9 protein-coding genes and 1 pseudogene are annotated in these 12600 nt (G+C 59.0%); 6 read left to right on the forward strand and 4 right to left on the reverse strand.

Translation table 11 applies throughout. The annotated features are described in order from the left end of the window. The first annotated feature begins 41 nt into the window (after positions 1-41). From KHO30_RS05035 to KHO30_RS05045, 3 genes are all read left to right on the forward strand, one after another. On the forward strand, positions 42-614 hold the full coding sequence (locus tag KHO30_RS05035) for a hydrolase (RefSeq protein ID WP_211700223.1): 573 nt from the start codon (positions 42-44) through the stop codon (positions 612-614). Positions 615-624: 10 nt separating this feature from the next. Next, positions 625-2034 carry an MFS transporter gene (locus tag KHO30_RS05040; protein WP_093641884.1) on the forward strand — a complete coding sequence of 470 codons (1410 nt, stop codon included), beginning with the start codon at positions 625-627 and terminating at the stop codon, positions 2032-2034. A gap of 564 nt (positions 2035-2598) precedes the next feature. After that, positions 2599-4569, forward strand: a complete 1971-nt coding sequence (locus KHO30_RS05045) for an alkaline phosphatase family protein (RefSeq protein ID WP_211700224.1) — start codon at positions 2599-2601, stop codon at positions 4567-4569. A gap of 317 nt (positions 4570-4886) precedes the next feature. Here KHO30_RS05045 and KHO30_RS05050 read toward each other — a convergent pair whose 3' ends face one another. Together KHO30_RS05050 and KHO30_RS05055 are read right to left on the reverse strand one after the other, a co-directional pair. Continuing rightward, positions 4887-5339, reverse strand: a complete 453-nt coding sequence (locus KHO30_RS05050) for a DUF3828 domain-containing protein (RefSeq protein WP_200620985.1) — start codon at positions 5337-5339, stop codon at positions 4887-4889. 27 nt (positions 5340-5366) lie between these two features. Continuing rightward, positions 5367-5561: pseudogene (locus KHO30_RS05055) on the reverse strand (hypothetical protein); the annotation flags it as partial. Between the two features lie 357 nt (positions 5562-5918). Here KHO30_RS05055 and KHO30_RS05060 point away from each other — a divergent pair. Beyond that, on the forward strand, positions 5919-6185 hold the full coding sequence (locus KHO30_RS05060; RefSeq protein WP_211700225.1) for a hypothetical protein: 267 nt from the start codon (positions 5919-5921) through the stop codon (positions 6183-6185). A gap of 145 nt (positions 6186-6330) precedes the next feature. Here KHO30_RS05060 and KHO30_RS05065 read toward each other — a convergent pair whose 3' ends face one another. Next, the gene (locus KHO30_RS05065; protein WP_211700226.1) at positions 6331-7758 is read right to left on the reverse strand and encodes a cytochrome P450; all 1428 of its coding nucleotides are present in this window, start codon (positions 7756-7758) and stop codon (positions 6331-6333) included. A 359-nt stretch (positions 7759-8117) separates the two neighbouring features. Continuing rightward, complete coding sequence (locus KHO30_RS05070) at positions 8118-9743, reverse strand: EAL domain-containing protein (protein WP_244863949.1); 1626 nt, start codon at positions 9741-9743, stop codon at positions 8118-8120. Between the two features lie 178 nt (positions 9744-9921). Here KHO30_RS05070 and KHO30_RS05075 point away from each other — a divergent pair, with 178 nt between their 5' ends. Beyond that, entirely contained in the window at positions 9922-11373 is a 1452-nt protein-coding gene (locus KHO30_RS05075; RefSeq protein ID WP_211700986.1) for an aminotransferase-like domain-containing protein, read from the forward strand. Between the two features lie 133 nt (positions 11374-11506). Beyond that, the gene (locus tag KHO30_RS05080; RefSeq protein ID WP_211700227.1) at positions 11507-12568 is read left to right on the forward strand and encodes an MFS transporter; all 1062 of its coding nucleotides are present in this window, start codon (positions 11507-11509) and stop codon (positions 12566-12568) included. Positions 12569-12600 lie beyond the last annotated feature (32 nt).

The following is a 12600-nucleotide window of genomic DNA, read 5'->3' on the forward strand; positions in this document are numbered from 1 at the left end:
GGTGTCAGTTACCTCCTCGAATCCACCGTAAGGCTCCCATCATGCTCGCTCTTCCCGCGACTACAACCGCACTCATTCTCGTCGATCTCCAGCAAGGCATCGTGTCGATCCCCGCTCTGGCACCCCGCCCCGGCGTTCAGGTGGCAGTAACCGGTGGCTGGCTAGCAGCGCGTTTCCGGACTGCCGGGGCACCGGTCGTACTGGTCAACGTCGCCTTCGCGGCGGACTTCGGTGATGTGCTGAAACAGCCCGTGGACCGTCCTTTTCCGCGTCCGGAAGGGGGCTTTCCGGCGAACTTCAGCCAGCTCGTCGAAGAACTCGCTCACGCGTCCGACATTCTCGTGACGAAACATCAATGGGGCGCGTTCTACGGCACCGATCTCGATGTGCAGTTGCGGCGCCGGAACGTCAAAACGGTGGTGCTCGCCGGCATCGCCACCAACATGGGCGTCGAATCCACCGCGCGCCAGGCCTACGAGCATGGCTACGACGTCGTGATCGCCGAAGATGCGACGACGGGGCTGTCTCATGACATGCACGCGTTTGCAGTCGACAACATCTTTCCGCTACTTGCACGCGTGGTGAAGTCCGATGACATCGATCTGAAGAACTGAGCCACGCAAAATGCAAAGCAATCCGCTGACAACCGGCGCCGATCCCGCTCGCCCGAACGAACAACAGGCGGGTTTCGGCTTCCGTTTCATTGCACCGCTAGCGCTGGGCGCCGTACTGAATCCGATCAATTCGACCATGATCTCTACCGCGCTGGTGCCAATTGCGACCGACTTCCATGCAAGCGTCGCGGAGGCTGGATGGCTTATTGCCGGGCTCTACCTGGCAAGCGCCGTGGCCCAGCCGACCATGGGGCGACTGGCGGATCTATTCGGCCCACGCCGGATTTACCTGATCTCCCTCTTCATCGTCGCGATATCCGCGCTGGTCGGCCGGTTTGCTCCGACGCTCGGCGTCTTGATCGCGGTGCGGGTGGCACTAGGAATCGGCACCGCCGGCGCCTATCCGTCGGCCATGCGCATCTTCCGCGTCCAGGCAGATCGGCTCGGTGCGGCGCCGCCACGCGTCGCCATGAGCATTCTCTCGCTGGCGGGGGTCTCCACCCTGGCCATCGGCCCCTTGCTGGGTGGCGTGCTGACAGGCGCTTTCGGCTGGCACTCGATCTTTGCCGTGAACACGCCGCTCGCGCTGCTCGCTGCGCTGCTGGTCTTTTTGTGGGTGCCAAAGGATCAGCCGCGCGATGGCAGCTTTGCGCGTCTGATGGCAGAGCTCGACGTGGTGGGCATCCTGCTGTTCACCGGCTTCTTGCTCGGCCTGATGATTTTCCTGATGAATCTCGACCGCCCAGTCTGGAGCATGCTGCCTATCGCCGCCGTTCTCGGTGTTGCGCTCGTGCTCCACTCGGCGCGCCGCAAGCAGCCGTTTATCGATGTGCGGATGTTGGCCCGTAACCGACCGTTGACGGTAACCTATCTACGCGCAGGGGCGGTCCTGATGATCGTGTATTGCATCCTCTACGGATTCGCTCAGTGGCTCGAAAGTGGCGCCGGCTTCTCCACTAGTCAAGCGGGCCTCATCACCATGCCGATGTCGCTGCTCGCCGCCGTCTCCTCTGTGACAGGCGGCCGCACAAAAGGCATTCGAGGGCCGTTTATCGTCAGCATTGGCGCAGCGCTGGCCGGATGCATCTGCCTGTTTTTTATCGACAGCAGCAAGTCCGCATGGATCATCGCCGCCGCGGTTATGTGCTTCGGTGTGCCTCAAGGCATGTTTTCCACAGCCACTCAGACTGCCGTCTATCTGCAGGCGCCGGCCGACGAGATCGGCACTGCTGCGGGACTCCAGCGCACCGCTGGATATCTGGGTGCAATCGCGGCGACCAGCCTCCTTGGCGCCTTATATGGCAAAACTGCGAGCGATCACGGCCTGCACAGCCTGGCCATCGTTATGGGTGTGTTGAGCGCCTGCCTGTTTGTCGCCACGATATTCGATCGCACGATTCCGCGAATCGCCGCGGTGTGAACGGCAGCGGCCGGAGCGCCTACCCGCCGATGCGGACATTGGGGTGTCGCGTGCGATATCGAGCCCGCAGCTAATTGATGGGCTTAGTCATTGCCCCATCGCCAGCGAGGCGGTTCTCCCTTCAACCAGCATACGGCCACAAGGGCAAGGCTCAACAACGCGACCAGCAAGCCGAACGCGAAAGAATGAAGACCAGGTTGAAAACGTAGAGTGACCAAGCCAAGTAACAGGAAGTATGCGATCAACACGGCCCATCCCTGCCAGCGAATGTACGCGGCAGTACTCATTGCGTCGATGTTCGGCAGCACCCCGGCGCGGCCTTTGCTGTGAGCGCATCATCGTTGTCCAGTCTGGATCTGCGAGCGAATTATGCAAAGTGAATCGCGATGAAAGTGATTCGTTAGAAGATTCACACACTATCGACTTTTTTTCGTCCCCGTATCGTCATTCCCTCCCGATAATTTCTTTCCTTCGTAACGCTTTGTAATAGAGGCAGCATCCCCACGTAGGGGCTGCCCGTCGTTTCCACACGCCACATTACCGCTTGCTCGTCCGAGTAACGTCATGGAGGCGTTCGTGAAAAAAATTGCCAATGTAATTAGTACCCCAATATTTAGAAGCGGCTTGCTTTGCGGCGCCGTTTCCGTCGCGCTTGCCGCGGCTATCTGGCCGACCGTCGCACAAAGCCAGCAGCAGGCCGCGATAGCGGTCGCGACAGTGAACACCGCGTCGCCGATCAAGCATGTCATCGTAGTGGTCGGCGAGAACCGCACGTTCGATCACGTATTCGGCGCGTACACGCCACGCCAGGGGCAGACGGTGGCGAACCTGCTGTCGAAGGGCATCATCACGGCCGACGGCCACCCGGGTCCGAACTTCGCGCTGGCCGCGCAATACACGGCCAGTGCGACGGACCCAAACCGCTTCGAAATGGCGCCTGGCGGCAAGCAGCCATATACAGTGCTGCCGGCGCCAAATACCGGCTCTACGGCAAGCACACCGAGCGATACCAGTCCACCGCCATTCGCTACGCTCGCAGCGGCGCAGGCCACCGAGGGCGCGATGATGGAGCCTTGGGACGTCGTGCATTTGACCACCGGTGCGAGCGGCTTGCCGACGCATAGCGTTGATACGCGCTTCGGCTCGAACACGTATAACCTGCCGAACGGACCGTATCAGATTTCGCGTGTTGGTCCCGACTATGACCAATACATCAATAGTCCGGTGCACCGCTTCTACCAGAACTGGCAAGAGGCCGATTGCAGTCTCGATCACGCCACGCTCGATAATCCGAGCGGTTGTCAGATGGATCTGTTCGCATGGGTGGAGACGTCGGTGGGCGCCGGTTCGAACGGCCAGCCGCGGCCCGCGAATTTCAACGACGAGACAACCGGCGAAGGAGCGACCGCGCTCGGCTATTACAACGTGAATACCGGCGACATGCCGTATTTCACACATCTCGCGCGTGAATTCACGATCAGCGACAACTATCACCAGCCGGTGATGGGCGGCACGGGCGCAAACAGCATCATGATAGGCACCGCCGATGCGCTCTACTACACAGACGGCAACGGCAATGCCGCGAAGCCGCCGGCTGATCAGATCGAAAATCCGCTGCCGCTGGCGAACACCAACAACTGGTACACGCAGGACGGCTATTCAGGCGGTTCGTACAGCAACTGCTCGGATGGTCATCAGCCCGGGCCCGGCGCACTGCGGCAGTATCTGAACCGCCTGCCGTACAAGCCGGACGCGAAGTGCGCGCCGAACACGTACTACCTGCTGAACAACTACAACCCGGGCTACAACGGGGACGGCACGGTCAATACGAGTACGTTCACGATCCCGCCGTCGCCGGTGCGGACGATCGCCGATACGCTGATCGAGAAGAACATCTCGTGGAAGTATTACGGCGAAGGCTGGAATACCTTTGTGACTACGCCGGCCACGAGTGTCTACTGCAATATCTGCAACCCGTTCCTGTATGAAACCGCGATCATGACGAACCCCGCGCTCGTCAAAGCGCACCTGCAGGACACGACCGATCTGTACGCGGACATTGCGAACGGCACGCTGCCTGCGGTTTCGTTCGTGAAGCCGGGCGGACTGCTCGACGGGCATCCGGAGTCATCTAAGTTCGGGCTCTTTGAATCGTTCGTGCACAAGCTGGTGGATACGGTACAGCGTGACCCGAGTTTGTGGGCCTCGACAGCGATTCTTGTCACGACTGACGAAGGTGGCGGCTACTACGACTCAGGCTACATCCAGCCGCTCGATTATTTCGGCGACGGCCCGCGCATTCCGATGATCGTCGTGTCGCCGTACTCCCGCGGTGGACGTGTCGTGCATCAGTACGGGGATCATGCTTCGATCGTGAAGTTCATCGATCGCAACTGGCGTCTGAAGCCGATCACGCATAGAAGCCGCGACAATCTGCCGAATCCGATCCAGTTGCAGACGCATCCGTATGTGCCGGTTAATGCGCCCGCAATCGACGATCTGTTCGAAGCGTTCGAGTTTCCGCGCACGCCGTAATAGTCTGAGACAGAGCGCAGGGCCGGCTCTGCCATAACAGCTGGCTTCGATGCAGCAACGCCCGTCTTGTGCGGGCGTTGCTAATCGGAATCCGCTGCGATACTCAACAAATCAGCATCACTTGGCCGCGGTGGCTTGAGCCGTCGGCGCAACTGTCAACTTCGATTCCTTCACGCCATCCTGACCGGTTTTATCGTCGACCAATTGCAGCTTGTTGCGTGCATAGAGGATGCGCATGGTTATTCTGATCTCTGGCGCGGCTAGGGCTTGAACCTGCGTCAGCAGTTCGACAACGTAACCGCCGACATTAGACTCGACTATTGATAATCGAGCGTGTCATCAACTTTGGTGATCTTCCAGCTGTCGCCCTGCTTGCGCAGAAACACCAACACGCTGATTTTGTCTTTCGAGCCGAAAGTAACTGGGACAACCGCAACGTCGTCGAGCATGATCGCGTGGAGTGTTGCGATGTTGTTCGACCAGTCGTGTTCGTCGTAGTCCTGGACCTTCGTGAAATAGTCGGCGTCTCCAGGCAGCCTGTTATGGCGGTAAGCGCTTCGGAGTTTGTCGACCGTGGTTTTGGTCACGTAGGCATAGATGCCCTTGTCCAGCAGAGGATAGGTCTCTTTGGATTCCAGCTTGATATACCAGGCGTAAAACGCTTTCGTGCTTGCGTCAGGAGTGGCGCTATCCGCGAGCGCCCCTTGCTGGAAAAGCAACCCGCCAACCAGCAGTAAGACCGATACGGCCAGGGTCAATAGCTTCTTCATCTTTCGTCTCAGTTGTAGCGATAAATCCGTGTCGAGAATTTCGTATTCGGGCTGATCGGCGCGGCGCCGCAGATTTTCATCGATCAGATCCTGGTACGGGTACGCGTCGTGAGGATACTTTTACAGCATCTTCATGTACCAATGCGTCGGTGTGCCGTCGAGATAGAAGTAAAGCTCCTTCACATCCTCGCCATGATTGCCTTGCTCGTTCGTCAACCCGAAATCGACCATCCAACGCGCCTAAACTTCGTACAATTGAGCATTGAAATGTCCATTTTCCGCACAGCCCTCTTGTGCAGCCGCGGTATGTTTTTTTGCGGAGCAGGCGTGTGCCAGAGACCGGAACGCCACCGAACATTCAGCCAGACTATCCTTGGCGATTGTGCTGTCAATCGCCGACCGGGAGACCTATAACATAGCTGTAGCACGATCCTGGATAACAGACCTACCGTCCTTGTCGCCGGCGCATCTATTGCGCACCGTCCTGCATTGCCCGGTACTCACTCCCGCGCTATTTTTCTTCTGGTGGCCTCAATGTAACAACGGAGGCTATGGCGGTGTACGTGGAGTGGAGGTGATATGCAACTCGTCATTGCGTTGCCGATAGTGGCCGCGGCATTCATGTTTAGCACGCTTGCGAACGCCTACTCGCAAGAAGAGGTCAATGTCTTTGCGCCGACAGACAGCGAAGTCGCAGCCCAGAAACTGGTCGTCAGCCCCATGAACGCCAAGAATGTCGAGAACCGGGCGGACAACCATGCGGGTGGAGCAACGCCAAGCCAGCACGCCACCGGCCTTGAAACCACGGGGTCAAAGCAGCTACCTGCGCCTGAGACTGCGAAGTAAAGAGTACTACGCTCTAACGCCGCGCGACATCGACGCGTGCATCATCGTTCACGACGGCATGCCAATATGGTCGAGATACCTGGAGTAGATCTTCAGCATCACGCTCGGAGTTCGCCATGAGTGCGGCAGCTGGCAAGCCGGCAAATCATGCTCGTGGCGTAAGTCGTATAGGCATTTGGTTCGGCACCATCGTGAATGCTGAAACTTCTTCGATTTCAGAAGGGTCGATTGTCAGTTCAATCTTGAAGCTTCTCATCAACATCGATATAACCAGCCTCATCTCGACTGCTGCGAGGTAACGACCCGGGCACACTCTCGGCCCCGCGCCGAATGTCAGGTATGCCTTCTGGTCATGCGCACCTTCCGATGGGTCCCGCGGATGCCTCCAACGGTCAGGGTCAAATGTCTCCGGGCGCACAAAATTCCGCGGGTCCAGCATGCCTGGACGCGTGAGAAACAACATGCGTGTTCCTGCAGGTATGGCTACCCCTCCAAGGCACACGTCGGTCAAGGGCTCGAACGTCTGTATTGCAGCAACGGGCCGCAGTCGCAGTGCCTCACTGCATACCGCCTCGCATAGGTCGAGGTGCTTCAATGCGTCGTAGTCTGGGCACACCCTCGAATCGCCGAGCGCCACACGCGACTGTTCGAATACCCGGTTTTGCAGATGCGAATCCATAGCGACGTACATCAACCCCCAGGCAATTGCGTTGGCCGTCGTGTCTTCACCTGCGACAAGAAGCGTCAGGACGTTCGCCGAGATCTGTTCGTCGGTAACCATCGAGTCAGGTTCGTTGCGCGCCGCGAGCATCGCTTCCAGCAAGTTGTGCGGAGGTGCATCAGGCGACTGGCTCATGCGCTCGCGTGCCCGTTCAATCATTTTCTGAATGTAGCTATGGACCTCCGTCATTGCCTGCGCGAGTCGTCGGTCCTGAGGAAGCGTGACGTAATGCCAATAGGGAAAGAGGGCGGTGACGCGCCTCATCAGTGCCGGCGGTATCAGGCCAAGCTGTTCCTGAATTACCCCCCGTTCGTGCTCGAGCGTATGCGGGTCCTCGCCGAAGGCCAGCGTACTGGTCACGTCAACCGTGTAGCGTTTAAGCTCTTCTGTCATTTCGAGCGTTCTATGTTCCCTCGCCGCCTCTTGCAGGCGAGCGAGAAAACGCCCAGTAATGGCCGCAAGCGTCGGATAAAACGCTTTAACGTTGGAAAAAGACAGTGCCCGCATGACGAGCCGACGCTGCGGCTCCCAAGCCAAGCCTTCCGCAGCGAATAGACCGTTTCCGCCAAGCTCCGCCATAACGGATTCAATTGGCGCAAAACGTCGATAGAGGTGCGGACGTTCGCGCATGACAGTCTGGAACAGTTCCGCCTGCGTCCACACTGTGACAGGAATCGTGCCGAGCTGAACCCTGAATGGCGAACCAAATCGCTTCGCCCACTGCTCCAAAACCAGGTGAAGTTTCGCCGGTGGCATCTGGAACAGATTTCCCAAGAAGGGCAGACCTTGCGGGCATGGTAGATCTGCGACAGTACGAAGAATCTCGTTCGCGCCGAGTCGAAGCTCCGACATATTTTCCTCCGCTTCGCATGCCACCGCGCGAAGACAATGGGCGTGAAGAACGCTCTTGTAGAGGATAGGTCATAGCTCGCAAATGAAGTCCTAGCCGTATATGCAAGCATCGAAAATATTCGGCTTTGGCCGCGTGGGGCTACGTTTCGGCGCTTAAATATGGGAAAGGTCTGCACACATCGAGACGATGGCAGCTACATGTGCTTATGAGGCCACAAGGCGTACTGCTGCGTAGCCTTCGTCTGGCGAAACCTCCGCCGCCAGTTGGAGATAGCGATTCATTATTATGTTTTGCTAATTAAATGGAGCTGTCGGGCCCTGATGCGGGTGCAGGTGCGGTTGCGGGTGGAACGCTTCATTCAGAAATTTCGAACCCGCCAGCTGAGCACGGTTGCGGCTCCTGCCCGCTTTGAGGACGGGGCGTCGACGGTCTCGAGAAACTCTTTCAGCCGTTGGGCGCCGAGCGCACGGCTATAGAAAAAACCTTGACCAAACTCGGCACGACTCGCCCGCACGACGTTGTGATGCGCCGAGTTCTCAATACCTTCGACCACGACCACGGCGCCCATCTCATGGCCCATGCGCGTCAATGCACTGATCTGTCTGGATCGCTCATCGGGATCCTTTGCCAGCACGTTCCTGTCAATTTTCATCATCTCAAAGCTCATCTCTGCCGGCAGTTCAAGTCCGACGTCAGTGGGACGCACGGCCGACAGGGCAAACCGAATTCCTTTATCACGCGCCTGCGCCATCATGGGGATGAGACGTTTCTTGAACTTCCTCGCGCTGGCCGCCCCGATCTTTAGTATTAGCGGTGGAAGGCCGAGGGAGCCAACGTCGCCAAGGTGCGCGATGAACGCGGAACTTACCAGGTAAGAAGCGGGAGCGGTAACGCCCAGGTAGAGCGATTTCGGAGCGCCGATTTCGCGCAACTCCTGAGCTGCACGCGACATGACGAATCGCGTCATCGGACCGATCAAACTACTGTTCTCAATGAACTCCATATAGTGCGCCGGGCCCAGTGCGCCGTACTTCTGGTTGTCCCATCGCAACAACGCTTCGACGCCGACGCATCTGGCCCGCCTCACGCCAACGACGGGTTGGTACTCAAGATGGAATTCGCCGCGGCGCAGCCCTGCACGCGCAGCACGCAGGAGTGACTTGTCGTAGCGAAACCATCTTTTGAGCGCCCAGCCGGCAACGACGACCAGGACCGCCACCTGGATCGGCCAGAATACAAAGCCCAATATGTCCCATGCCGAGGTGCGCTGCGTAGCAGTGGCCGCCGGAGCCTGCGCCGGAGCGAGTGTGTCGGCACCGATCGAAGGCGAGATCGCTTGCGTTTCACAACTGCCATCCGCTGAGCAGTCGGGGGCCGACATCGCGGGTTGTTCCGGGGACTGCTCCGCCCGGTCGGCCCGTGACGTGATATCAGCCACTGGGTCAGAAGCTGGAAGGCCGTTTCGTTCTGCAGCCTCCTGGTCGCTGATTTGCCACCGCACATCCCCCAGCAGCGTCACAACGTTCGGCCCCGAAGGGGCCCTTGCAGCAGCAGTTCCGATGGCAACGTCACGCATGTCCTTCAGCGAATCGCAGGTATTCGTTCTTACAGGCATCGGGCCAGCAACCGGTCCGGCAAGGGCGGCTGGAACAACGGGCAACTCCGCAATGGACGCGCAGGCTGAGCCGAAGCGAATCGGGGGCACTGGTGGACCGGCAAGCCAGTCCGTCAACTGTTGCCAGACGTTGCGCTCAATCGTAAGAATTGGACCAGAACTGGTGTCGGCCGGACCAGCAAGAGCAAGTGAGGTGCATGTGCAGATGACCAGGACGACTGCCACCCCTCTTTCCGAGGCTCGACGAAGGGCGATGAAGGCGCCGCCCCTGAATGTTGATACCGGAAACGCAAATGCCATTGATTTATCGCTAAAGGAATTCAGCTTGAGAAGCGTTATCGGTCGAACCGCTATGCGTAGACGAAACATCGACAGAAGTGGAACCGGTCTGCGCCGCACTTTGCCAGCGTGTGGGCGTCCGCAATAGCAGCAGATGGCAAAAGAAACGCCGTATCAGATTGAAAAGTGGCTATCTTCTAAAGATGAGTGCGTATGCTGGCGGGGCTGACCCGACGCCTGCAATGGTGTGTTCTGCGAGGAGTACACGTTGAAACGGTACGAGCGCTTAGCCGACCAACTCAGCGAGCTCATCAAGCGCGGTGATCTGCCGCCCGGCGCGCGTATTCCTTCGGTTCGCGCGGCGTGCAAGGCGTGGGGCGTGAGCCCCGCGACGGTGTTTCGCGCCTACTACCTGTTAGAAAATCGGGGTGTGATCAGGGCACGTCCGCGTTCCGGCTATTTCGTGTCTCCGGGCGCCATAGAATTACCGCGAGCGAGCCCCAAGACCCCGCTAGCTATCGACCCGAAGACCGTCAATGTCAGCGACTTTGTCTTTGAGGTCCTCAAGACGGTCAGGCAGACCGAGACCGTTCCATTTGGGTCAGCGTTTTTGAGTCCTGCACTGTTTCCGATGGCGCGCGTCGGAAAGTCATGCGCGACGGTCAATCGCTCAACGCACCTGGCCGGGATGACTGACGGATTGCCGCCGGGGCACGAAGGATTGCGTCAGCAGATTTCGTTGCGTTACCTGATGGCGGGGATGACGGTGCCCGTCGACGAGATAATCATTACGAGCGGTGCACTCGAAGCCCTGACGCTAAGCGCCCAGTTGCTCGCCGCACCAGGCGATGTGATCGTGATCGAAAAGCCGACGTTCTATGCAGCGCTGCAGGCAATCGAGCGTCTGAGGCTGAACGTAGTGGAGATTCCGGTTGACCCGGTGGAGGGGCATGATCTGGATGCGCTCGCGCAGGCGCTGCAGCAACATCCGGTTCGCGCGTGCTGGTTCATGACCTCGTTCCACAATCCGACCGGGGTGACGCTGGACGATTCCAGGAAGCAGGCACTCGTTGATCTGCTCGCCAGACACGACGTGCCGCTCATCGAGGATGACGTCTACAACGAGCTGCATTTTGGCCCGGACCCGGTGCGTCCTGCCAAATTCTTCGACCGGAAAGGTCTTGTCATCCATTGTGGATCGTTCTCGAAGTGCCTTGCGCCCGGATATCGGATCGGCTGGGCCGCGGCCGGAAGGTTCGCGGGTCGGCTGGAACGTGCGAAGTGGATGACCACGCTATCGGCCAGCATGCCGGCACAGCGCGCAATCGCCGACTATCTGGAGCACGGCGGCTATGAACGTTTCCTGCACAAATTACGTCGCGAGTTGGCCCTTCAGCAATCGCAAATGCTCGACGCGATTAGCCGGCATTTCCCGGCCACTACAACGGCGACGAAGTCTGACGGCGGCTATTTCACGTGGGTGGCGCTACCGGATCACGTAGACTCGATACACCTCTTCCAGGCTGCGCTCAACAGTGGCATCAGTATCGCGCCCGGACCTATCTTCTCTGCGGACGGCGCCTTTCGACACTGTGTGCGTCTGAACTATGGATACCCGTGGTCGGCCCCGCTCGATAAAGCGGTCGCGACATTAGGCGCCCTGTGCGCCGATGAATCGCGCTGCGGCGCCAGGCTGGCCGGCCCGGTTCAGCCGGCATGACACGGGCGTCGATCTCAACCCGGCACGCCGGCCGGTAAATCGTGAAGCTCGTGCACGACAATACGCGCCTTGCCTGCGACTTTCGCACGATACATTGCGGCATCCGCCGCGCGTAACAGGGCTTCCCCACCCAATGACGCTGCCCGCTCGCGCAGTAGCATGCCGATACGGCATTGCCATTTCGGGTGCTTTTGCCGTTCTGACCAGCCTTTCGATTTCATCGCTGGCTGGTGCTTTGAACCGCAAAACCCTGTTGCTGATGCTCACCGGGTTGATGTGTGTCTCAGGTCTGGTCATCGGGCTGGCGCCCAACTATTCGATCTACATGATTGGCCGCGCGCTGATCGGGGTAGTGATCGGAGGATTCTGGTCTATGTCGGCAGCTGTTGCCATGCGACTGGTGCCGGCCCATAGCGTGCTTAGGGCGCTGGCAATTTTCAACGGTGGCAACGCGTTGGCGACCGTAGTGGCTGCGCCGCTAGGAAGCTATCTTGGTGGTGTCATCGGCTGGCGTGGTGCATTCTTCTGTTTGGTGCCCGTCGCACTGATTGCGCTGGCCTGGCAATGGATCAGCTTGCCGTCCATGAAAGCCGAGCAGCAGGTGACCCGCTCCGCGAATGTCTTTCGGCTGTTCAAGAATCCCCTCGTCACGTACGGCATGCTGGGGGTAGGTGCGTTTTTCATGGGACAGTTCGTCCTGTTCACCTATGCGCGCCCCTTCCTGGAAACTGTGACCCATGTGGATGTGGCTACGCTGTCAATGATCTTGTTCGTGATCGGCATCGCGGGATTCATCGGCACCATGCTGATCGGCACCTTCCTGAAGACAGGCATGTACCGCACTCTGGTTTTGATTCCGTTGCTGATGGCGGCGATCGCCCTTGCCTTGACTATCTTTGGCAGCAGCGTGGCGGTGACCCTTGTACTGTTGGGAGTGTGGGGTCTGGTGGCAACAGCGGCGCCTGTGGGCTGGTGGTCGTGGCTGGCGAAGTCGCTCCCGGGCGATGCTGAAGCCGGAGGTGGTTTGATGGTGGCGGTGATCCAGCTCTCCGTAGCGCTGGGCTCGACCATTGGCGGCATTCTGTTTGACGGGAGTGGTTATCGAACAACTTTCATCACATGCGCATGCGTGCTGCTAATCGCGGCCGTGCTGGCCTTCCTGACATCGCGCGCAGGGCACAAGCGCACAGCGTGAGACCTGCGAATTCCGCGATGCGCGGATAACAG

The sequence above is a fragment of the Paraburkholderia aspalathi genome (assembly GCF_905220735.1).
GTDB classification, from domain to species: domain Bacteria; phylum Pseudomonadota; class Gammaproteobacteria; order Burkholderiales; family Burkholderiaceae; genus Paraburkholderia; species Paraburkholderia aspalathi.